Source organism: Sphingobium sp. ZW T5_29 (assembly GCF_044987515.1).
GTDB lineage: Bacteria > Pseudomonadota > Alphaproteobacteria > Sphingomonadales > Sphingomonadaceae > Sphingobium.
The window spans coordinates 136,116-157,584 of record NZ_JBJDRM010000011.1; the positions used below are offsets into that span (position 1 = coordinate 136,116).

General features: G+C 63.2%; 19 protein-coding genes and 1 pseudogene. 11 read left to right on the plus strand and 9 right to left on the minus strand.

Going from position 1 to position 21,469, the window contains the following annotated elements; genetic code table 11:
* Positions 1-64: 64 nt before the first annotated feature.
* Positions 65-517: a peptidylprolyl isomerase gene (locus ACI3KQ_RS11355; protein WP_404957643.1), complete on the plus strand. Its 453-nt coding sequence runs from the start codon at positions 65-67 to the stop codon at positions 515-517.
* A gap of 149 nt (positions 518-666) precedes the next feature.
* On the opposite strand, the gene ACI3KQ_RS11360 is transcribed toward ACI3KQ_RS11355, so the two are convergent.
* The 3 genes from ACI3KQ_RS11360 to ppc all read right to left on the minus strand — a co-directional run bounded on the left by ACI3KQ_RS11360 (position 667) and on the right by ppc (position 4,663).
* On the minus strand, positions 667-1,323 hold the full coding sequence (locus ACI3KQ_RS11360; RefSeq protein WP_404957645.1) for a hypothetical protein: 657 nt from the start codon (positions 1,321-1,323) through the stop codon (positions 667-669).
* Positions 1,323-1,874 carry a hypothetical protein gene (locus tag ACI3KQ_RS11365; protein WP_404957647.1) on the minus strand — a complete coding sequence of 184 codons (552 nt, stop codon included), beginning with the start codon at positions 1,872-1,874 and terminating at the stop codon, positions 1,323-1,325. Before ACI3KQ_RS11365 ends, ACI3KQ_RS11360 begins: the two co-directional genes overlap by 1 nt.
* An 89-nt stretch (positions 1,875-1,963) precedes the next feature.
* Positions 1,964-4,663 carry a phosphoenolpyruvate carboxylase gene (ppc, locus tag ACI3KQ_RS11370; RefSeq protein WP_404957648.1) on the minus strand — a complete coding sequence of 900 codons (2,700 nt, stop codon included), beginning with the start codon at positions 4,661-4,663 and terminating at the stop codon, positions 1,964-1,966.
* 110 nt (positions 4,664-4,773) lie between these two features.
* Here ppc and ACI3KQ_RS11375 point away from each other — a divergent pair, with 110 nt between their 5' ends.
* Both ACI3KQ_RS11375 and ACI3KQ_RS11380 read left to right on the plus strand, forming a co-directional pair.
* A complete protein-coding gene (locus ACI3KQ_RS11375) occupies positions 4,774-6,228 on the plus strand; it encodes a helicase HerA domain-containing protein (protein ID WP_404957650.1) in 1,455 nt (484 codons plus the stop codon).
* A complete protein-coding gene (locus ACI3KQ_RS11380) occupies positions 6,225-6,686 on the plus strand; it encodes a low molecular weight protein-tyrosine-phosphatase (RefSeq protein WP_404957652.1) in 462 nt (153 codons plus the stop codon). Before ACI3KQ_RS11375 ends, ACI3KQ_RS11380 begins: the two co-directional genes overlap by 4 nt.
* A gap of 82 nt (positions 6,687-6,768) precedes the next feature.
* Here the strand turns inward: ACI3KQ_RS11380 and ACI3KQ_RS11385 are convergent, their stop codons facing one another.
* Positions 6,769-8,871, minus strand: coding sequence for a malate synthase G (locus ACI3KQ_RS11385; protein WP_404957654.1), 2,103 nt, complete (start codon positions 8,869-8,871; stop codon positions 6,769-6,771).
* 98 nt (positions 8,872-8,969) lie between these two features.
* On the opposite strand from ACI3KQ_RS11385, the gene ACI3KQ_RS11390 reads away from it, so the two are divergent.
* The gene (locus ACI3KQ_RS11390) at positions 8,970-9,872 is read left to right on the plus strand and encodes a LysR family transcriptional regulator (RefSeq protein WP_404957656.1); all 903 of its coding nucleotides are present in this window, start codon (positions 8,970-8,972) and stop codon (positions 9,870-9,872) included.
* A gap of 4 nt (positions 9,873-9,876) precedes the next feature.
* On the opposite strand, the gene ACI3KQ_RS11395 is transcribed toward ACI3KQ_RS11390, so the two are convergent.
* On the minus strand, positions 9,877-10,407 hold the full coding sequence (locus ACI3KQ_RS11395) for a hypothetical protein (protein ID WP_404957658.1): 531 nt from the start codon (positions 10,405-10,407) through the stop codon (positions 9,877-9,879).
* A 280-nt stretch (positions 10,408-10,687) separates the two neighbouring features.
* Between ACI3KQ_RS11395 and ACI3KQ_RS11400 the strand changes: the two genes are divergently transcribed.
* The 5 genes from ACI3KQ_RS11400 (at position 10,688) to ACI3KQ_RS11420 (ending at position 16,099) form a co-directional block, all read left to right on the plus strand.
* Positions 10,688-12,034, plus strand: a complete 1,347-nt coding sequence (locus tag ACI3KQ_RS11400; RefSeq protein WP_404957660.1) for a spinster family MFS transporter — start codon at positions 10,688-10,690, stop codon at positions 12,032-12,034.
* A 126-nt stretch (positions 12,035-12,160) separates the two neighbouring features.
* Entirely contained in the window at positions 12,161-13,327 is a 1,167-nt protein-coding gene (locus ACI3KQ_RS11405; protein WP_404957662.1) for an acyl-CoA dehydrogenase family protein, read from the plus strand.
* The gene (locus ACI3KQ_RS11410) at positions 13,327-14,448 is read left to right on the plus strand and encodes a CaiB/BaiF CoA transferase family protein (protein ID WP_404957664.1); all 1,122 of its coding nucleotides are present in this window, start codon (positions 13,327-13,329) and stop codon (positions 14,446-14,448) included. Before ACI3KQ_RS11405 ends, ACI3KQ_RS11410 begins: the two co-directional genes overlap by 1 nt.
* On the plus strand, positions 14,445-15,245 hold the full coding sequence (locus tag ACI3KQ_RS11415; RefSeq protein WP_404957666.1) for a MaoC family dehydratase N-terminal domain-containing protein: 801 nt from the start codon (positions 14,445-14,447) through the stop codon (positions 15,243-15,245). Before ACI3KQ_RS11410 ends, ACI3KQ_RS11415 begins: the two co-directional genes overlap by 4 nt.
* Positions 15,245-16,099, plus strand: coding sequence for an HpcH/HpaI aldolase/citrate lyase family protein (locus ACI3KQ_RS11420; protein ID WP_404957668.1), 855 nt, complete (start codon positions 15,245-15,247; stop codon positions 16,097-16,099). The genes ACI3KQ_RS11415 and ACI3KQ_RS11420 overlap by 1 nt, the downstream gene beginning before the upstream one ends.
* A 208-nt stretch (positions 16,100-16,307) precedes the next feature.
* On the opposite strand, the gene ACI3KQ_RS11425 is transcribed toward ACI3KQ_RS11420, so the two are convergent.
* From ACI3KQ_RS11425 to ACI3KQ_RS11435, 3 genes are read right to left on the minus strand one after another with little or no spacing between them, the layout of a single operon-like run.
* Complete coding sequence (locus ACI3KQ_RS11425) at positions 16,308-17,798, minus strand: aldehyde dehydrogenase (protein WP_404957670.1); 1,491 nt, start codon at positions 17,796-17,798, stop codon at positions 16,308-16,310.
* A 36-nt stretch (positions 17,799-17,834) separates the two neighbouring features.
* Complete coding sequence (locus ACI3KQ_RS11430) at positions 17,835-18,425, minus strand: thiamine pyrophosphate-dependent enzyme (RefSeq protein ID WP_404957672.1); 591 nt, start codon at positions 18,423-18,425, stop codon at positions 17,835-17,837.
* Positions 18,413-18,964 (minus strand): hypothetical protein, encoded by a 552-nt coding sequence (locus ACI3KQ_RS11435; RefSeq protein ID WP_404957674.1) that lies wholly within the window; start codon positions 18,962-18,964, stop codon positions 18,413-18,415. Before ACI3KQ_RS11435 ends, ACI3KQ_RS11430 begins: the two co-directional genes overlap by 13 nt.
* A gap of 109 nt (positions 18,965-19,073) precedes the next feature.
* Here ACI3KQ_RS11435 and ACI3KQ_RS11440 point away from each other — a divergent pair, with 109 nt between their 5' ends.
* Both ACI3KQ_RS11440 and ACI3KQ_RS11445 read left to right on the plus strand, forming a co-directional pair.
* A complete protein-coding gene (locus ACI3KQ_RS11440) occupies positions 19,074-20,006 on the plus strand; it encodes a LysR substrate-binding domain-containing protein (RefSeq protein WP_404957676.1) in 933 nt (310 codons plus the stop codon).
* Between the two features lie 126 nt (positions 20,007-20,132).
* A complete protein-coding gene (locus tag ACI3KQ_RS11445; protein ID WP_404957678.1) occupies positions 20,133-21,341 on the plus strand; it encodes an alpha-hydroxy-acid oxidizing protein in 1,209 nt (402 codons plus the stop codon).
* A 1-nt stretch (position 21,342) separates the two neighbouring features.
* Here the strand turns inward: ACI3KQ_RS11445 and ACI3KQ_RS11450 are convergent.
* Positions 21,343-21,469 (minus strand): annotated as a pseudogene (locus tag ACI3KQ_RS11450) (IS481 family transposase); the annotation flags it as partial.

A 21,469-nucleotide genomic window follows, 5' to 3' on the forward strand; every position in this document is an offset into this window, starting at 1 on the left:
CATCCCCCGCCCAACGCTCTATATGGACCAACATTCCCCCACTCCCCCGAAAGAGGAGATTTTCATGGCCGACGAAACGCTAACCCTCAACCTCGACAGCGGCGGCGACGTCGTAATCAAGCTGCGCTCGGACCTGGCGCCCGGCCATGTCGAACGCATCACCAAGCTCGCCAAGGACGGATTTTATGACGGCGTGGTCTTTCACCGCGTCATCCCCGGATTCATGGCGCAGGGCGGCGATCCGACCGGCACCGGCATGGGCGGGTCGCAACTGCCCGACCTGAAGGCTGAATTCAGCCGTGAACCGCATGTCCGCGGCGTCTGCTCCATGGCGCGTTCGTCGAACCCGAACAGCGCGAACAGCCAGTTCTTCATCTGCTTCGACGATGCGACCTTCCTGGACGGCCAATATACCGTGTGGGGCGAAGTAACGTCCGGCATGGAGCATGTGGACGCGCTGCCCAAGGGTGAACCGCCCCGGACCCCCGGCAAGATCGTGAGCGCCACGATTTCCTGACGATCAAGACATCGCGTGGAAAATTGGGGAACCGGTTTTCCGCGACAAGCGGTGCGACAAAATACATAGCCAGCTGCGCGATTCACATCCCGCAGCTGGCTATGGCGCGGTTCAAGCCTGAGCCGCCTGTTCCCCTGCCTGGGGACGCCCTATTCCGGGGCGGCGGCGTTTTCCACGTCCGCCTCACCCTCGATGGGCGCCACATAAGGCCCGATCGATTCGATGTGCCAGCGGCGATCGGCCTTGCTTGATCCCGGAACGTCATTCACGCGCCGCAGCGTCATCTGCCGCAAGGTGTACCAAGGCTTTCCACTGATCGCGATGCGGCCATAGACCTGAACCGGCACGACCACATAAAGCGAACCCGCCGCGCCTTCGACCTGACCCGGCGCACCGACATTGGCGTGGATTTCACTGAACCCCCGGAACCGGCGAGCGAAAAGTTCATCGTCCTGCGCGCCGATAGCGCTCTGTTCGTTCCACAGGTCCTGCGCATCGTCGAATCGGCGTTCCTCCAGCAAGCCATAATAGCCCTGCACGACCTGTGCCGCGCCCTGCGGTCCCTTGGGATCGATTGCTCCTTCTTCCTCCACGGGCTGCCCGGCGGCGGGAAGGCCGCCGGGCGTGCCGGGTGCAGGGGGCGAGAGCGGCTCCATCACCGCTTGCGCTTCCGCCTGGAGAGCATTTTCCACCTGCGCAGCGTTCGCGCCATTGGCCAGATTGTCGATAGCGCTTTCCTCCCGCCCGTCGCAAGCGGCAAGCGAAAGGCTAGCGAGAAGCGCGGCTGCGCCCGTCAATGCCCGCATCAGTTGCGCCAACCCCGACGGCTATCCTGGCCCGACCTTTCACCATCGCGCTGATTGCCGCCCCGCTGGGCGCCCGGCCACCATTCGCGCGTATTGCCGCGATTGGAGCGGGACTCCTCCCGAACGACGGGGGGCCTGCTGGGGGTAGCCGTCGCATTGCCTTCGCGTTGCGACCGTCCGCGCCAGCCCTGACGATTGCCGTCTGGTCGCTGCCGCAAACCTTCGCGCCAACGGCGGCCATCGTCTCCGCGCCTTGCTTCGCGGCGGCTTTCCCAATAGCGGCGCTGACCGTCATTCCAGCGATGGCGGTGGCCGCGCCGATCATAGACATAATAGCCCGAACCGGGATAATAGAAATTATTATACCAGCCGCTATAATAGCCCGGCGCGTAGCCGCCCGGACCCCAATAATCGTCGTAATAGCCGCCGCCATAATAGCCGCTGCCTACACTCACACCACCATAATAGCCGTCGTCATAGGCACAGCCGCCCAAGGCGACTGCACCGGCAAGGCTTATCGCAGCCAGAAATCTTTTTCCGGTCCACGTCATTGCCTTTCTCCTCATATCATCTGCTGCTGACGATAACGCCGGTTGGTTGAATTGGTTGTGAATGAATGAAGGGAGGCGGCAGGATGGTCCTATCCACTGTTACGCAGCGCGGTCGCGATTGCGTTGATCGACAATTCGATCCCTTCCTTGACGCGCGCGTCCTGCTCCCCGCCCCTGTGGCGCTTCAACAATTCGATCTGCAATAGATTCAGGGGTTCGATATAGGGCAGGCGCAGGCGGATGGACGCGTCCAGTTTCGGGCTTTTTTCCAGCAGGCGCGATTGCCCGGTGGAGGAGAGCAGGCCGTCATGCGTCAGGCTCCACCCTTCCCGGATGCGGTCGAAAATCGCACGCCCCTGATCCTGATCTTCGACCAGCGGCAGATAATGCGCGGCAATGCCGAGGTCGGACTTCGCCAGCACCATTTCCAGATTGGCGAGGGCCGACCGCAGGAACGACCAGCTTTGCGCCATATCGGCCAGCAACGGCTTGTCCTCGAACGCTGCCAGCGCGTGGCCCACGCCGTACCAACCCGGCAACATTACGCGCGCCTGCGACCAGCTGAACACCCAGGGGATGGCGCGCAGATCCTCTATCCGCGTGCTTTTGGTCCGACTGGCGGGGCGGGATCCGATTTTCAGGCCAGATATTTCCTGGATGGGCGTCAGTTCCCGGAAGAAGTCGCAAAACCCGTCCGTGCCATAGACAAGGTCGCGATAGGCGGTGAAGGCGGTTTGCGACAATTTATCCATGCCATCGGCAAAGCGCGTGGCATCCCTGTCCGAAATCCCTTCCGGTTCCAGCGTGGCGAGCAGGGTCGCGCTGGTCATCGCCTCCAAATTGGTCATGGCGACATCGCGCGTGCCGAATTTGGCGGCGATGACCTCACCCTGTTCGGTGATGCGAATGCGGCCCTGCACCGTGCCCTTGGGCTGCGCCTGAATCGCGGCAAAGGATGACCCGCCGCCGCGTCCCACGGCCCCGCCGCGTCCGTGAAACAGCTGCATCGCCGTTTCTGCCTTGGCGAAAACGGGCGCGAGGGCCTTGCTCGCCTGATATAATCCCCAGGTCGATGTGATGTAGCCGCCGTCCTTGTTACTGTCCGAATAGCCGATCATGACTTCCTGATGGCCGCGCTTCTGCACGACGGACGCGATTTCGGGCAGGTCGAAATAAGCGGACATAATCGCGGGCGCGGCTTCAAGATCGGCGATCGTTTCGAACAAGGGCACCGCCATGATCGCGGCCTGCGAGGTCGCACCATCGCGGCCAGCGCGCCACAGCCCGGCTTCTTTCAGCAGGATGTTCACTTCCAACAGGTCCGAAACGCTTTCCGCCTTGGAGATGATGTAGTGGGTGATGCATTGCGGGCCGTAGATGCGGTGCGCCTCTGCCGCTGCCTGCACGATGGCGAGTTCGGACGCGGTTTCTTCCGAATAATCTTCGAACCGGGAGCCGAGCGGACGGGCGCTGGCGAGTTCCCGGCGCAACAATGTCACGCGCGCTGGTTCATCCAGCGCCGCATAATCAGGCTCCACACCTGCCGCCCTCAACAGTTCGGCGACGACACGTTCGTGCACGTCGCTATTTTGCCGCATGTCCAGCGTCGCGAGGTGGAATCCAAAGGTTTCGACCGCCCGGATCAGACGCCCCAATGCCCCGCCGCTCGCTAGCGCGCCATTGCCTTCGCTGGCCAGCCCCTGCGCCACCGTGACAAGGTCACGGCGCAGGTCCGCAGGCCCCGCATAGGCTTCGCCCTTGAGCGTGGAGGAGCGCGGCGGCTCCCTGCCCGTCAGGGCGCGGTAGGTGGCGGCGAGCCGGGCGTAGATACCGGAGATGGCGCGGCGATAGGGCTCATCCCGACGGCTGGCGGATATGTCGCCGCTCCGGTCGGCAAGGTCGAGCACCGACTGCGGCACATGCGCAAGTTCGGTCGACAACGAAAGCTCCGCGCCCAGCGCATGCAGGTCGTCCATATAGTGACGCAGCGCGACCTCGCAGCCCCGCCCAAGGGCTGACCGCAATTGCGGCGCCTGTACGAAGGGATTGCCGTCCCGGTCGCCGCCGATCCAGTTGCCGACCCGCAGAAAGCTGGGCGGGCGGGCACCCAGCACCCTTTCCCAGCGAGCGTAAAGCGCAGGCAGTACCGGCAGGAATACGTCCCGGAAATAAGTCAGGACATTGTCGATCTCATCCTGAACGAACAGCTTTTCACGACGCAGCGGGCGGGTTTGCCATAATAAGGCGATCTGGCGAAAAATCGCCTCGTCCAGATTTTCTCCATCGGGCGTTTCCGTCCTGCCCGCGTCCCGCGCCAGCATCAATTCGGCGATGCGGTTGCGATGGTCGATCATGCTCTTGCGCCGTACTTCGGTCGGATGAGCCGTCAGCACGGGCACGATCAGCGCATTGGACAGCAGGTCGATCACCGCGTCCCGGTCGATCCCGTGCGATTCCAGCTGTTCAAGCGCCGAAGCGACGTCCGCGCCCGGCTCTGCCGCAACGCCCTGACGATCCTCCGCCAGGTTGGCGAGCATTGAGAAAAGCATGAATCCGCGCACGAAGGAGAGGGTATCGTCCAGGCTGAGCGCATCCAGACCCGTATCGACCACATCGGCGCCATGAAGGCCGCGCGCCCGGTCCACCGATGCCGATCGGATATATTCCGTCTGGCGGTACAGACTGTCCCCACCATAGGCCCGGATCACGTCGCCCAGCAGGCGAGCGAGGTAGCGGATGTCGGGGTTCTGTGCGATCGCGGGGGCGGTTGGGGGAGAGGTTACAGCCATGGCGCAATGCTGCTCTGCAACAACCGCAGGGTCAACCTTTCGTTGCATCATCTGCCTGCCGCCGGTCAGCGCCCTTGCGCGAATCCCACCGCCTGGGCCAAAGGACGCATGTGACCGCTAGCATCAGCATAGGGACCGACGGCAACGGCAACGCCGTTCTGGTCGATGTCGAGGAATTGCTCGCCACCCGTCTGCTCGTCCAGGGCAATTCCGGGTCGGGCAAGTCCCACCTTCTGCGCCGCCTGCTGGAAGAAAGCGCCGCACTGGTCCAGCAGGTGGTGATCGACCCTGAAGGCGACTTCGTTACGCTGGCGGACGAATATGGCCATGTGGTGATCGACGCGGGCGACTATAACGAACGCGAAATCGCCAAGATGGCGACGCGGATTCGTGAACATCGCGCATCGGTCGTGCTGAGCCTGGACTCACTGGAGCTGGAAGCGCAGATGAAATGCGCCGCGACATTCCTGTCCGCTCTGTTCGACGCTCCGCGCGATCATTGGTATCCGGCGCTGGTCGTGGTGGACGAAGCGCAGATGTTCGCGCCCGTGGCCGCGGGCGACGTGTCGGACGAAGCTCGCCGTTTGAGCCTGGCGGCGATGACCAACCTGATGTGCCGGGGGCGCAAGCGCGGGCTGGCAGGGGTGATCGCGACGCAACGGCTGGCGAAGCTGGCCAAGAATGTCGCGGCGGAGGCATCGAACTTCCTGATGGGGAGGACCTTCCTGGACATCGACATGGCGCGCGCGGCGGACTTGCTGGGCATGGAGCGTCGTCAGGCCGAACAGATACGCGACCTTGAGCGCGGGCGATTCCTGGCGCTTGGCCCGGCCATCTGCCGCCGCCCGGTTGCAGTGAAGATCGGCGCGGTGAAGACCAGCACGCGCGGCGGCACCCACAAGCTGATGCCACCGCCCGTGGCGGCGACGGGCGACATGCAGGAATTGCTGTTCGCCGGGGCCGAAGCGGAGGACGCGCTGCCCCCTTCCCCGCCGCGTGCCGATCCGCCGCCACTGCCTGCGGAGGAGTTGATGCGCGCGCTGGCGGCGACGCCATCGGCCAAGCCAGCCGCGCCCGAACTTGATTTCGGCCAGAACGAGCCGGTGGTGATCGCAGTGCTGGAGGAAATCGTCGCCGATCTGGGCGAATCACAGCCAAGCGTATCGACCCTCTATCAAGATTTTGGCGTGCGTTGCCGGATGAAGGGGCTGCGTTTGCCGCCGCTGGATCTGCCTGCGTTTCGCAAACGCTTTGCCATGGCGCAGGCAGGGATGTTCGATGCCGCGGACCCCAGATGGGGAGACGCGATGCGCGCGGCCGAGCCGCTGCCCGAAGACATGCTGGCCCCGTTCCTGCTGGTCGCCCGCGCCGCGATGGAGGGTCTGCCCTGCCCCGGCGACGCCGCACTTGCGCGCGCCTATGGCACCAGTTCGCCGGGCCGGGTGCGGCGGTTGATCGATTATATGGAAAAACTAGGCGTCATCGTCGCGCGAACCGACTTTGGCGGGCGGCGATCGATCGGCGTGCCCCAGCTGGGCCTGAGCACCGCGGCGGCGGAAGGATGACGGCATCTGTCCTGTTTGTCTGCCTGGGCAATATCTGCCGGTCTCCCCTGGCGGAGGCGGCGTTGCGCGCTGAAGCGGAACGGGTTGGGCTGTCGATCATGGTGGATTCCGCAGGCACCGGGGATTGGCATGTCGATTGCCCGCCCGATCCGCGCGCGCAGGCCGTCGCGCTGCGAAACGGCGCTGATATTTCGCGCTATCGCGGTCGGCAGGTCATGGCGCAGGATTTTCATCGCTTCGACCATATTTTCGCGCTGGACCGGGAGAATCTCCGCAATCTGCGGCAGATCCGGCCATCGGATGGAACGGCCCAGCTGCGCCTGTTGATGGACATCGTCCTGGGTCGTGAGGGAACCGATGTCATGGACCCTTATTTCGGCGATGAAGCGGGGTTTGACGAGACGTGGGACGATGTTACCCGCGCGGCCAGGGCGATCGTGCGCAGCCTGACTGACTGAGGTAGTCGGTGCTCCTGCGGAGGCGAGAGCCGGTTTGAGGCGGCGGAACCGGGCTTCTGCCTACGCAGGAGCACCTTGCTGTTTATCCTGCGCCTTTCGCCTTCGCGCGGAAGCTGTGCAAAAGCGGTTCGGTATAGCCGTTCGGCTGGGTGATCCCTTCGAACACCAGCGCCCGCGCCGCCTGGAAGGCAAGGCTGCGTTCCTCATTCCCGCTCATGGGACGATAGAGCGGATCGCCCGCATTTTGCGCATCGACCTTTGCCGCCATCCGGCGCAGCGCCGCGTCCACTTCCTCTGCGGAACAAACGCCATGCAGCAGCCAGTTAGCCAGATGTTGGGATGAGATACGCAGCGTCGCGCGGTCCTCCATCAGGCCGATGTCGTGGATGTCCGGGACCTTGGAACAGCCCACGCCCTGATCGATCCAGCGGACGACATAGCCCAATATGCCCTGGGCATTATTGTCCAGCTCGTCGCGAATATCCTGATCGGACCAGTTCGCGCCCGCCGCGACCGGAATGGTCAGCAGCGCGTCCAGGCTGGCGACGGGTTCGGTCAGGCGTTCGGCCTGCCGGGCGAAGACATCGACCTGATGATAATGGGTTGCGTGTAAAGTCGCCGCCGTGGGCGAAGGAACCCATGCCGTGTTCGCTCCGGTCATGGGATGACCGATTTTCTGCTCCATCATGTCGGCCATGCGATCAGGCGCTGCCCACATGCCCTTGCCGATCTGCGCCCGGCCTGACAGGCCGCAGGCAAGGCCGATCTGCACATTGCGGTCTTCGTAGGCCTTGATCCAGGGCGTAGCCTTCATATCGCCCTTGCGGATCATCGGACCCGCCTGCATCGACGTGTGGATTTCGTCCCCGGTGCGGTCGAGGAAGCCCGTATTGATGAAGACGATACGGTCGCGCACGGCATGGATACAAGCGGCGAGGTTTGCCGACGTGCGCCGTTCCTCATCCATCACACCGACCTTGAGTTGATGGCGGTCCAGCCTCAGCACATCCTCAATCGCGTCGAACAGGTCGTTGGTGAAGGCGACCTCTTCGGGACCGTGCATCTTGGGCTTGACGATATAGATGCTGCCCGCGCGGCTGTTGACGAGAGCGCCGTTGCGCCTGAGGTCGTGCAGCGCGATCAGGCTGGTGACAATCCCGTCCAATATGCCTTCGGGCGCCTGCCCGCCATCGGGCAGCAGGATGGCGGGCGTCGTCATCAGGTGGCCAACATTGCGGACGAACAGTAGCGACCGGCCCGGCAGGGTAAAGCGGCTGCCATCGGGCGCGACATAGTGGCGATCTGCGTGCAGGCGGCGCGTCATCATCGCGCCATTCTTTTCAAAACTGTCTTCCAGGTCGCCCTTCATAAGGCCCAGCCAGTTGGCATAGGCCGCGACCTTGTCCACGGCGTCGACCGCCGCGACCGAATCTTCCAGGTCGCAGATGGTGGAGAGCGCCGATTCCAGCATGATGTCGGCCAGATGCGCCGGATCATCGCGCCCCACCGGATGAGCGGCGTCGATCACCAATTCAATATGCAGCCCATTGTTGCGCAGCAGGATATTGTCGCCCGCCCGACCGACAAACTGCGCCGGGTCGCGAAGCGCGGGAACACCCCCCGTCCATTCGGCCCAGCTACCCTTTGCGAGTGGCGCTGCGCTGTCCAGAAACGCCTTCGCCCAAGCGATGACCTGATCGCCACGCACGGCATCATAACCCTGGCCCGATGGCGCGCCGGGGATGGCATCAGTCCCGTAAAGCGCGTCGTAGAGGCTGCCCCACCGTGCGTTGGCGGCGTTCAGCAGAAAGCGGGCATTGAGGATCGGGACCACCAGTTGCGGCCCGGCAAGCCGCGCCAGTTCGTCGTCGACCCCTGTCGATCCTATGGTGAAAGGTGACGGTTCTGGCACCAGATAGCCGATGTCGGTCAGGAACGCGTGATAGTCCTCTCCATTCACGGCCTGCCCGGCGCGTTGCTGGTGCCAGGCGTCGATCCGTGACTGCAACTCGTCCCGCTTGTCCAGCAATGCCGCGTTGCGAGGGCTGAAGCGGGCGAAAATGTCAGCGGCCCCGGCCCAGAAGCGATCATGTGAGACGCCAGTCCCCGGCAGCGCTCGATCATCGATGAACTGCGCCAGCTCTGGCGCGACCTGAAGGCCAGCCTTGTCGATCCGGTCGTGCATCAGTTCCTCCACTCTGTCGTCCCAGCCTATAGACCTGCCGTCACCATCGCACTAGACGACAAAAAGGATAAGTATATTTTCCTTTGGGGAAAAGATGGATGATGGACCCCGACTATGAACTGTTCGCCAAGGCGGTAGAAGCAGGCAGCCTGTCGGCGGCGGGCCGTCTGCTGATGATCTCTCCCGCCATGATGTCGAAGCGGATCGCGAGGCTGGAGGCCCGGCTGGGCGTCAGGCTGGTCCACCGCACTACGCGCAGGCTGGCGCTGACCGAGGAAGGCGCGACCCTGCACCGGGACATCGTGGCAATCCTGGACGCCATCGCCCAGGCGGAAGACCGCGTGACAAACCGACTGCGCACGGCGTCGGGGCCGCTCCGCATATCGGCGCCGACATCCTTTGGCCGCCTGCATGTCGCGGCCCATGTTGGCGATTTCCTGAAGGCGTATCCCAGCGTCGAATTGGAGTTGAACCTGACGGACGCCTATGTCGACCTGCTGTCCGAGCAAGTGGATGTCGCGATCCGCATCACGAGTGAGGTGCCCGCCAGCCTGAACGCACAGTTGCTGGCCCCCAACAGGCGGATATTATGCGCCAGTCCCGCCTATCTTGCGGAACATGGCAGGGCAGAACGGATCGAGGAACTGACCCGGCACCGGTTGCTGGCGGCGGATGGGCAATTGCCATGGAGACTGGTCAACGGGCGATCCCGCAAGCTGGTCGAAGGGCGCAGCCATGTCCGCACCAACTCCAGCGAGATTGTACGCGAACTGGCTCTTTCAGGCGTGGGTATCGCCTTTCGGTCGCTCTGGGACGTGGGCGATCAATTGGCGGAGGGGAAGCTGGTGCGGGTGCTGAACGATTGGGAAGGCCCCGGCGACCTGGGCGTGCACGCGGTCTATCCGCGCGCGGCTTTCCGCCCGCCCGTCGTCGATGCCTTTGTCGCGTTCCTGCGGGATCGTTTCGGCAAGGCGTCATGGAATCCCGGAAGTGAGGCGTAGAGCATCAGCAGGGACGAGAAAGTGCGCGGCGGACTTCGGGCACCACTGTGTAAACCGCCTCTCGCTGGGCTCCCCTATTGGCATGGTCAATGCGATAGCCCTGATAGTGGCGACGCAATAAACCTGCCCGCACGAGGTCCGAAACGGCCCGGCTGATGTTGGTTCGACCAGAGCGCATGATGCGAGACTGGACCTCCTCCTCCACGCGGCGTTCTGCATCAGGGGTGCCGCCCGATGCGCCTAGCGCCAATTCCGCCCGCACCGTTTCGACCATGGCGAGGCGGCGGCAGTCCCGATTGGCAAGCGGCGCAAGCGCCTGGCATAACCAGTCCCGGACAGGCACCATGCCGCAATCAGCCGGCACATATGGACCCAGACTGCCATTAGTCCCTGCGGCCTTCGCTATCAGGTTCAGGACGAGGAGCGCGTATCGAGGCCGCTTGGAGACTGATGAAATCCGCTCGACCAAGGCGGGCAAATCAGGGGCCAGAATGGGAGGACGCGGCTGATCGAATAGGTCTGGCTGATGGAACATATCAGGAATCTAGCACATCGCGACTCGATGTGAATCCCCTATGGGAATTGGCGAGAACAAAAATCACCCATGTCACTTTACCGGCGAAAATCAGGTAAAGTGACACTGATGACACTTCAGCTTGATGCGCTGTTGTCGATATGGGCTGTTGTGCCGTTCGCACGGGTGGCGGCGAAATCGTAAGGACAATATATCGCCCTTTGCGGCCCTTACCGATTGATATAACGACCGGGACATGTTTCCCCCGGCCCATCCTGCCGCACCGGAAAGGATAGAATAGTTGTCCACCGTATGCGGCTCTGCAGGGCAGGGATTGTCGAACCGGCAGGCCAATTATGCGCTGGCGGCATTCTTGCTCGCCTATGTGCTGTCCTTCGTGGATCGACAGATTCTCAGCCTGATGGTCGATCCGATCCGGCGCGACCTGGACATCAGCGACCTGCAAATGGGCCTATTGCAGGGGATGGCCTTTGCATTGCTCTACGCCATTCTGGGCGTGCCGGTTGGTCTGTTGGCCGATCGCTGGCCGCGCAAGTGGATCATCACCGTTGGCGTGGCGTTCTGGAGCGCGGCCACGGCTCTGTGCGGACTTGCCAGCAACTATCCGATGCTGTTCGCGGCACGGATGGCCGTCGGCATGGGCGAAGCCACGCTATCGCCGTCCGCGCACTCCTTTCTGAGCGACGCCTATCCGAGGCATAAGCTGGCCCGCGCGATGGCAATCTACACATTGGGGATCACCATAGGCGGCGGGCTGGCGCTGATGATCGGCGGCGCGGTGATCGACCTGGTCGGCACGCGCAATACGGTCAACCTGGGCATGTTCGGCACGATGCGGTCATGGCAAGCCAGTTTTCTGATCGTCGCCAGTCCGGGCATTATCGTCGCAATATTGGTAGCGTTGGTCCGGGAGCCACCGCGCGGCGGGAAACAGACGCCGACAATGATCGCGATGGGTCATAAGGCAAAAGATGCCGACATTGGCCTGCGCGCGATGTTCGCGCATTTCGGTCGCAACCCAAAGGTCTTTGCCAGCATATATGTATCCTCCTGCCTGCTGGGAGTCATGGGATATGGCATGACCGCCTGGTATCCTTCGCTGCTGATCCGCAATTTCGGCCTGTCTCCCGGCGAAGCAGGACGATATCTGGGCCTTATTTTCCTGATCTTGGGAAGCGCTGGATCTGTCTGTGGCGGGCTCCTGTCGGAACGGATGGCGTTGCGTGGCCGACCGGACGCCAATCTGCGTGTTGTCGCCATGGCGGCCGCAGGGACCGCGATCCCGGCGACGCTTGCGCCGCTGATGCCGACGCAGTGGACCGTGCTATTGCTGTTCGCGCCAGCCTGTTTCTTCTTCAATTCCTATTTTGGCTGTGCCGTCGCAGCCCTGCAACTGGCCACGCCGCCGCGTATGCGCGCGACCAATTCCGCTCTGTTCCTGCTGGCCAATTCGTTGATCGGTCTTACAGCGGGATCGGCGATCATTCCGCTGCTCGACAGGCTGTTTTTCGGCGCCAGCGGCAACATCGCGCTGCCGCTGGCTCTGGTGGCAGCGATCGCCAGCACGACGGCGGCGGTCATGGCCTTTGTCGGACGCCGCGCCTATGGTGAACTGGCGAGCGGTTAGGCCGTCATTGAAGGTATGGCTCCTGCTGTTTCATAGGATAATTGTATAGCTGGTTCGGATATCTGTAATTCTCCCTTTGCCATGGGCGGGGTAACCCGGCGACCGATCGAATATGATAGGAATGACATGGGCACCCCCGGACAGGACGAGACTTTTTCAGATATCCGCGAGGGCATTCGTCGGCTCTGCACGCGGTTTCCGGGCGCCTATTGGCAGCGGCTGGACGCTGAACGGGAATATCCCACGGAATTCGTGACGGCGCTGGCCAAGGAAGGCTGGCTGTCGGTGCTGATCCCCGAAGAATATGGCGGGTCGGGGCTGGGTCTGTCCGCCGCGACCGCAGTGCTGGAAGAAGTGCATCGGTCCGGTTGCAACGGTGGCGCTGCACATGCCCAGATGTACACGATGGGCACATTGCTTCGCCATGGGTCCGAAGAGCAGAAGGCCCGTTACCTGCCAAGGATCGCGTCGGGGGAGCTTCGCCTGCAGGCCTTTGGCGTGACGGAGCCGACGAGCGGGACGGACACGACCCGCATCAGCACGTTCGCACGGCGCGATGGGGACGATTATGTGGTCAATGGCCAGAAGATCTGGATCAGCCGGGCCGAACATAGCGACCTGATGGTCCTTCTGGTGCGCACGACCCCGCGCGACGAATGCGCCAAGCCAACGGACGGCATCAGCGTCCTGCTGGTCGACATGCGCGACGCAGTGGGCAATGGCCTGACCATCCAACCCATCCGCACGATGCTGAACCATGCCACGACCGAGCTGTTCTTCGACGATCTGCGCGTGCCTGCGGAAAATCTGATCGGTGAGGAAGGCAAGGGGTTCCGCTACATCCTGTCGGGCATGAATGCAGAGCGGATCCTGATCGCGTCGGAATGTATTGGAGATGCGCGCTTCTTCATTGATCGCGCCAGCGCCTATGCAAAGGACAGGTCGGTATTTGGTCGCCCGATCGGCCAGAATCAGGGCGTTCAGTTTCCGATCGCGCGCGCTTATGTCCAGACCACCGCGGCGGCGGCTATAGTGGACAAGGCCGCGGCTCTGTTCGATGCAGGGGTGACGCACGGCACGGAGGCGAACATGGCCAAGATGCTGGCCTCCGAAGCATCATGGTATGCCGCCGACATGTGCGTGCAGACCCATGGCGGCTTTGGTTTTGCGGAAGAATATGACATCGAACGCAAATTCCGCGAGACGCGGCTGTATCAAGTCGCGCCCATTTCCACCAACCTGATCCTCAGCCATGTAGCGACGCATGTGCTGGGCTTGCCGAAAAGCTTCTGATGGGCACCGCGCTTCAAGGCTTGTTGGTCGTTTCGCTCGAACAGGCGGTGGCCGCCCCGCTGTGCACATCGCGGCTGGCAGAAGCAGGCGCGCGTGTCATCAAGCTGGAACGGACGGAGGGCGACTTCGCGCGCGGCTACGACGCCGTCGCGCATGGCGAAAGCGCCTATTTCGTCTGGCTGAACCGGGGCAAGCAGTCGCTGCGCATCGACCTTAAAGACCCCGCCGACGCTGCCCTGATGGAACGGATGCTGGCGAAGGCAGATGTGTTCGTCCAGAATCTGGCCCCCGGCGCCGCTGCGCGGTCGGGTTTTGGATCCGCCCACCTTCGCGCCCGATATCCGCGCCTCATCACCTGCGACATAACAGGCTATGGTGAAACCGGACCGGCGGCTGCGATGAAGGCATATGATTTCCTGATCCAGTGCGAGGCCGGGCTGGCCAGCATCACTGGCACTGACGAGGGACCGGCGCGGGTTGGTGTTTCCGTCGCGGATATCGCGTGCGGAATGAACGCGCACGCCGCGATCCTGCAAGCTCTGATAGAGCGGGACAAGACGGGCAAGGGACGCGGCATCGCCATATCCCTGTTCGACGGGCTGGCGGATTGGATGACGGTGCCCCTGCTGCATTATGATTATAGCGGCAAGGCGCCTGCGCGCGCCGGTCTGAAACATCCGTCCATCGCCCCCTATGGCGCCTTCCCAACGGCGGACGGATCGCAGCTGGTCGTATCGATCCAGAATGAACGGGAATGGGCGAAATTCTGTGAGGCGGTGCTGCTGGACGCGTCGCTCGCAACCGACCCGCGCTATGCGTCGAACGGGCTGCGCTGCGCCAACCGGACGGAACTTGACGCGATGGTTGGCCGCATCTTTGGCGCGGAAATGCCCGACGCGCTGATTGCCCGACTGGAAACGGCGGGGACGGCATGGGCGCGGCTGAGCGGCGTCGATGGATTGTCACGGCACAGCCAGCTTCGCCGCGTCACTGCCGACACGCCCAGCGGCCCCGTCGATTTGCCCGCGCCACCGGTGCAGTGGGATGGAGAGGAGCCGACCGCGCTGCCAGTCCCCGCGCTGGGAGCGGACGACGACGCGATCCGGGCGGAATTTGCATGAGCGCGGCGGCAAGCCGGAGCGTCGATATCGCCGCTGCCCGCCATGCGCATTTGCTGGCCGCGCTTCTGGATCATCAGACGCCGCCCTGGCGACCGGGCGAACTGCCGCCGCTGGCGCACTGGCTGCTGTTTCCGCCGGATACGCGGCAGGGGGAGATGGGACAGGACGGTCATCCGCGGCGGGACGATGAGGAGCTGCCACGCCGCATGTGGGCGGGTAGCCGGGTGCATTTTGCCGCACCCATCCCGATCGGCAGCGAAGTCGTTCGTGAAACGCGCCAGTTGTCCGTCGCGGATAAGCAGGGCCGGTCCGGCCGGATGCAATTCGTCACGCTGCGCCACGTGTTGAGCGTAGATAGAAGAGTATGCGTCGAGGAAGAACAGGATATTGTTTATCGGGAAGCCGGACGCAACAGCGCGCCGCCGCCGCCCGACGCACGTACAGAAGTACCGCCGGTTGCACGGTCGCTGACAGCCGACCCGGCGCAGCTATTCCGCTATTCCGCGCTGACCTTCAACGCGCACCGCATTCATTATGACTTGCCCTATAGTCGCGACGTCGAAGGCTATCCGGGACTGGTCGTCCATGGTCCCTTCCTGGCCACGCTGTTGATGGACCATTATCTTCGCCACGATCCAGCCGCGCAGGTCGCAAGTTTTTCGTTCCGCGCACAGCGCCCCGTTTTTGCGGGGGACGCTTTCACGCTGGGCCTGTCCCCTGAGGATAAGGGCGGCGCTTTGATGGCAATCGATCATGCCGGCGGGCTGGCGATGCAGGCGCGGGTGGAAACGCTGTGATGGCCAGGATGCCCAATCCGGGCTGGCGGTCTCTGCTGTTTGTCGGCGCGGATCAGCCGGAACGGATCGCGACGATCGCGACGCGCGGCGCGGATGCCGTGATTCTGGACCTGGAGGATGCAGTCCCGGCCCACGCCAAGGCTGGCGCGCGCGCGGCATTGCCTGACGCCATTGCGACGCTGACGGCGCAGGGCCAACAGGTGGTGGTTCGCATCAACGCTGGCTGGCGCGATGCCATGGCCGATCTGGAGGCGGCGCTGCGTCCCGGCGTCGTAGCGATCATGGTGCCCGGCTGCGAGCAGGTGGATCGGCTGTCCGTCCTATGGGAGATGATTGCCGAACTGGCTGCGGAGCGGCAGCTTCCCCACCTTCCCGGCCTGGTCGGTCTGGTCGAAAGCGCGCCCGGCCTGGTCAATTTGCCTGCGCTGGCGGCATTTCCGCAGATGATCGGCCTTGCGCTGGGGTCAGAGGACCTTGCGCTGGGCATGGGGGTCAGTCCCACGACGGATTTGCTGGATTTGCCATCGCGTCAGATTGCGCTGGCCGCGCACGCGCATGACCTGATGGCACTGGCCGTTCCGATCTCCATCGCGGCCTATGCGGACGGCGATGCCTATGGCGCGGCAGCGGAGGCCGGGCGGCGGTGGGGGGTCAACGGCGCGATCTGCGTGCATCCGGCCCAGGTCATGATCGCGAATGAGACATTCCGGCCCAGCGAGCGGGACCTGGACGAAGCCCGTGCAATCCTGCAGGCGTGGGAGGGGCGCGGCGATAGCGGCGTGGTCAGCTGGCGCGGGCGGATGATAGACCTGCCGGTGGTGGAGCGCGCAAGGCGGCTGCGGGCCGACAATTAAGCGGCCCGCCGGACCATAGCTGGCCGCGTCGCCAAACACTCTGGCTTCACCCCGGGCCAATCCCGATGCATGCACGGTCATGAACAAGGCTGGCGTAACCGATCAGGTCGAGCAGCAAAAGTGGCGTGCGTTCGATCACGTCAGTCGGCAGCGAAGCAACCGAAATCTCGGCGCAAAAGCTGCCAGCCTGTCCGTGATCTTCACGCGCCTACCTCATCACGAAGGGGTTGGCGACAGGATTGCCGAGGTCGATCCAGACGCTTTTGGTCTGGAGATATTCGTCCATTGCTTCCTGTCCGCTTTCGCGACCGATACCGCTGCGCTTCATCCCGCCAAAGGGAGCCATGAAGCTGACGGCGCGGTAGGTGTTCACCCACACGGTGCCTGCTTCGACCTGTTCGGACATGCGAATGGCGCGGCCAATGTCCTGCGTCCAGACGCCAGCGGCCAACCCATAGGGGCTGTCATTGGCGATCGATAAAGCCTCATCCTCGTCATCGAAGGGGATGATGGCGAGGACCGGGCCGAACACTTCTTCACGCGCGATCGGCATGTTGTTGTTCACGCCGGTGAAAATGGTGGGCTGAACGAACCAGCCATCCTCAAAACCGGGGATTGTGGGTACGTCCCCGCCCAGCACGCATTCCGCCCCGGATTGCCGCGCACCGGCGATGTGTTCGAGCACTTTGCCACGTTGCGCCAGCGTCGTGACCGGCCCGACCTGTGTATCGACGAGTTTTGGGTCACCAATCCGGGCGGTGCCCGCCAGCGCGACGAGCCGGTCAACCACTTCGTCATGGACGTCGCGCTGGACGAGGAGGCGCGAACCGGCGATGCAGGTTTGGCCGGAAGCAGCGAAGATGCCCGACACCGCACCATAGACCGCACGTTCGAGATCGGCGTCACCGAAGATGATGTTCGGCGACTTGCCACCCAGTTCCAAAGTGACCTTTTTGAGGTTGTCCGCAGCGGAGCGGTAGACCGCGATGCCGCCAGGCTCACCACCGGTGAAGGCGACCTTTGCAATGTCCGGGTGCCGTACCAGCGGTTCGCCGCATTCGCCCGGCAGGCCGGTGACGGTGTTGACGACGCCCGCCGGGAACCCCGCTCGTTCGAACAGCTCGACAAAGGCCAGCGTGGAGCAGGACGCATGTTCGGACGGCTTGATGACCACGGTGTTGCCCGCCGCCAGCAGGGGCGCGAGCTTCCACGCGAGCAGCAGCAGCGGCGAATTCCACGGCGTGATGCAGGCGATCACGCCCAACGGCTCCCGACGCGTAAAGGCGTGCATCATCGGCTTGTCGATGGGCAGAACGCTGCCCTCGACTTTATCCGCCAGCCCCGCGAAATAGCGGTAATAAGCGGGCAGATAGTTAAGTTGCCCGCGCATTTCCGCAATCAGCTTGCCATTATCGCGCGTTTCGATCTGGGCCAGCCGTTCCGCCTCCCCAGCCAATATATCGGCAAGACGGTACAGCAGCGCGCCGCGCGCCGTGGCGGTCAGCCCGCGCCATTGCTGCGAACGAAACGCGGTACGGGCTGCGGCCACCGCCGCATCGACATCGGCGGCGGTGCAGCGCGGGATGGACGCCCATGGCTTGCCGGTTGCGGGATCGATGCTTTCGATCCAGTCGCCACCGTCCGCATCGCGCGGGCTTCCCCCCAGCAGGTTGCGAAACCGCGTCAGATCTTCTGCCATCCCGTTCTCTCTTCCCATTCCGCGCGAGTTACAGCTTCAATTCGGCCCGAAACCCAGATGTTCGCGCATGCGTGCCTTTAGCCATACACCATCGCGCGCAGGCAGCGCACGCGGCGTTTCTTCATGGACGATGCGGATAACGATCAGGCGAGGCCCTTCACCGATGGTGCCGATCGCTTCGCGGGCGCGCGCAATGCCCGCCTCATCCGTCACTTCGAAACATTCGGTAAAGCCGCAGACCCGCGCCACTTCGGCTAGGTCGATGCCTGCACCCGCGTGGCTGAGCTGGCCGCCAGTTTCGCCATAATGGCCATTGTCCAACACGACGATCGACAGGTTGGCGGGGCGCTGCACGCCGATGGTGGCAAGGCCGCCGATGCCCATCAGCTGTTCGCCATCGCCAGTGACGACCGTCACCGGCCGATCCGGCTGGGCCAGGGCAAGACCCAGCCCCGTAAGCGCCGCGCCGCCCATGGCGCCCCACAGATAGAAATTGCCCGGATGATCGCCTGCCGCAAACACGTCATAGGTCGGGGAACCGAGACCTGTGACGATCAGCATATCCTTGCGATCCGACAGCAGGTCGGCGACCGCCGCGCGGCGGTGGAGGCGGCTTACTTGACCCATTTCTTCGCTCCCAACATGCTTTGCGACAAAAGAATGGCGATGGCCTGGTCGCTTTCGAACGCCATGGTCGCGGCGGACGCCATCACGGCAGCCAGGTCTTCCAGCCTGTCCACGCGGATGACCGTTACCCCCATGATTTCCAGGGCTGCGGGCGTCGCACGGCCCATCGATACTTGCCATGGATTGAATTCCTGAAATTCGCCGCGCATCGTGACAATGGTCAGGAACGGAACGCGACAGCTGGCCAGCAGCGACAGCATGTTGACGCAGTTGCCGACACCGCTCGACTGCATGAGAAGTGCGCTGCGTTCGCCCCCCAGCCATGCGCCGGTGCCCAGGGCGATGCCTTCTTCCTCCGTAGTCAGGACGATGCTGGTCATATTCTCTGCGGAGTTGCACATGCGGATCAGACGCGCATGGCCTGCGTCGGGAACATAGCTGACCTGCCGGACGCCTGCGGCCTGCAGGGCGTCAAAGATTATGGGGGCCCAGGGGGAATCGGCATGTGCACCCGATTCCGTCTCGCTAATAATCGACATGCGGTTCCTCAGTGGTCGTGATGTTTTTTTGAAACTATTGCCGCATTTGCCAGAACGATAGGAACAATCTAGGTGTGGAGCTATGCCGATTGCGCATGAATGAGAGGGCGTGCAGGTGGATTTCAGACGGCTCGAACATTTCCTGAAAATCGCGGAGCTTGGTTCATTGAGCCGCGCGGCGGACCGCATGCGGATCGCCCAGCCTGCCCTCAGCCGACAGATGCGCATCCTGGAGGAAGAAGCAGGTACGCCCCTGTTCTTTCGCCACCGGCGGGGCATGCAACTGACCCCTGCGGGCGAGGAACTGCGCCAGCATATTGCCGGTCCCGTCCGGCAGGTCCGGCAGGCATTTGACGACATCCGCAGCCGATCGACCGAAGGAGGCGGCCAGATCGCATTGGGAGTGCCACCAACCGTCAGCTACATTCTGGCCGGACGTCTGGCGCGGCGAGTGGCGCAGCAGGCGCCCAACATATCGTTGCGCATCGTGGAGGGCTATGCCGGCCATCTGATCGACTGGCTGCAGCGGGGAGAAATCGACGCCGCGCTTCTGTATGGCCCCGCAGCCGATTTCCAGATGAGCGTGGCAGAGATATTATATGAAGAGCTGGTACTGGTCGGCCCGGCTTCTTCTGCGCTGCATCCCGACAAGAGAGTGTCGGTTCAGGACATTTCGCAGCTGCCCATCGTCCTGCCAAGTCAGTCGCATGGCCTGCGGCTGGTGGTGGAGGCGGCTGCCCGCAAGGCGGGGGTCACGTTGAATGTCCGCTATGAAGCCGATTCCTTTCTCGTCCTGAAGGAACTGGTCGAATTCGGGCTGGGCTACACGGTGCTGCCGCTATCGGCGCTGAGCCGGGAGATCGACGCGGGTAACCTGCGATATGCGTCGATCGGCCACCCGCCCATTCTGCGCCAGCTGGTGATGGGGATGCCACGTGAAGAACAGTTGACGCGCTCTACCCGCGTGGTCGTCGGACTGGTGCGGGATGAAATCAAGCATCTTGTCGATACTGGCGTCTGGAAGGCGCAGCTACAATATTAAAGCGCGGTGCCGGGGCTGGGCATAGTGTTTTGGCATAGCAGATAGAGCCGGTTCTATGACTGTGAACAGGAATCCCGGTTTATTCTGTCTCCCTGCCGGATAGATCATGAAAAGCAGTTGGAGGGGATGACGATTAGCAGGCTAGTGGTCCAGCCGTCCGCGCGCATGCGGCGCAAGGCGGCACGCGTCCTTTCCCTTGACGATTATGAGGCGCTGGCGCGCGCGCATCTGCCGCGCCCCTTGTTCGGCTATGTCGCGGGGGCGTGCGAAGATAATCAAACCGTCACTGCCAATCGGGATGCGATGCGCCGGGTCGCTTTCATTCCCCGCGTTCTGCGCGACGTGGCCCCTCGCAGCCAACAGGTTTCCCTGTTCGGGGAAAGCTGGGCTTCGCCCTTCGGGATCGCGCCCATGGGCCTTTCCGCGCTGATCGCCATGCGGGGCGATATCACGCTGGCACAGGGCGCGGCAGCGGAAGGCGTGCCCATGCTGCTGAGCGCGACGTCGCTGATCCGGCTGGAGGACGTGCGTGCCGCGTCGCCGTCATGCTGGTTCCAGGCCTATTTGCCCGCCGATCAGGACTGGATCGACGGCGTGATCGACCGGGTAAAAGCCGCGGGATTTGGCACATTGGTGATCTCTGTCGATGTTCCGGTGTTGGGGAACCGCGAAAACCTGATCCGGGAACGTTTTTCCACCCCGCTTAAACCGTCATTGCGACTAGCGATGGATGGAATTCTGCATCCACGCTGGCTGCTGGGCACATTCGCGCCAACCCTGCTGCGCCATGGCATGCCTGCATTCGAAAACTCCAGTGCAACGCGCGGCGCGCCTGTGATCGCCCGAAATGCGGAGCGCAGTTTCGGTCAGCGCGACCGGCTGACCTGGGACGGCATCAGGCATATTCGCGAGAGATGGCGAGGCAATCTGGTCATCAAGGGGGTGCTGCATCCCGACGATGTCAGCATGTCGCGCAATGTGGGCGCCGATGCCGTCATTCTTTCCAATCATGGCGGACGCCAACTGGACGGAGCGATCGCTGCGCTCGACGCTCTGCCCGCCGCTGTCGCGGCCGCGGGCGACATGCCCATCCTGATCGACAGCGGCTTCAGGCGCGGCACCGACATATTGAAGGCCATCGCACTGGGCGCGCGCATGGTGCTGATCGGTCGCCCTTTCCTGTATGCGGCGGCGGTTCATGGTGAAGCGGGCGTGCGTCACGCAATCGGCCTGCTGCGGGCGGAGGTCGACCGGAACATGGCGCTGCTGGGCACCAATTCGCTAACCGAGTTGGGCCCAGATTATCTGCACCGCACTAGCGGATCAGGCCTGTGACCTAGGTGTTTAGTCCCATCCTTTGATGGTGCGGATTGAATATAAACCTGTTTGGCTCGGTTGCCCAGATTTTGCAGATGTATTCATATGGGGTGAGGCCCCGCAGGGTCTTGAGACGGCGACCAAAA